Origin of the sequence: Streptomyces thermovulgaris, from assembly GCF_002155915.1 — a bacterium.
GTDB classification, from domain to species: domain Bacteria; phylum Actinomycetota; class Actinomycetes; order Streptomycetales; family Streptomycetaceae; genus Streptomyces; species Streptomyces thermovulgaris.
Genome location: NZ_MUME01000502.1, coordinates 1 through 594 on the forward strand (window position 1 = coordinate 1; position 594 = coordinate 594).

A 594-nucleotide genomic window follows, 5' to 3' on the forward strand; every position below is an offset into this window, starting at 1 on the left:
GTCGAAGTAGTCGGCGAGCGCGACCCGGGTGCGGCCGTCCTTGCCGGGCAGGGCGGGCTGCAGGACGTTCAGCCCTTCGACGATGAGGATGTCGGGGCGGCGCACGGTCAGCTTCTCGCCGGGGACGATGTCGTAGATGAGGTGGGAGTAGACCGGGGCGGTCACCTCGTCCTTGCCGGCCTTGATGTCGGCGACGAACCGGGTCAGGGCCCTGCGGTCGTACGACTCCGGGAAGCCCTTGCGCGACATCAGCCCCCGCGCCTGGAGCTCCCGGGTCGGCAGCAGGAAGCCGTCGGTGGTGACCAGTTCGACCCGCGGATGCTCCGGCCAGCGGGACAGCAGCGCCCGCAGCAGCCGGGCCACGGTCGACTTCCCGACGGCGACCGACCCCGCCACCCCGATGACGAAGGGCGTACCGGACTGGGATCTCTGCTCGCCGAGAAATGTGTTCAGCGCGCCGCGCAGCTCATTGGTGGCGCCGACGTAGAGGTTGAGCAGCCGCGACAGCGGAAGGTAGATGTCCCGCACCTCGTCGAGGTCGATGACGTCACCCAGACCGCGCAACCGCTCGACCTCCTCGGCGGACAGCGGCAG

General features: G+C 69.9%; 1 protein-coding gene. It reads right to left on the reverse strand.

What is annotated here, in order from left to right; all coding sequences use genetic code 11:
• Positions 1-594: type I pantothenate kinase (gene coaA, locus CCN35_RS26830; RefSeq protein WP_086794636.1), on the reverse strand; the 594-nt coding region annotated here is incomplete at both ends.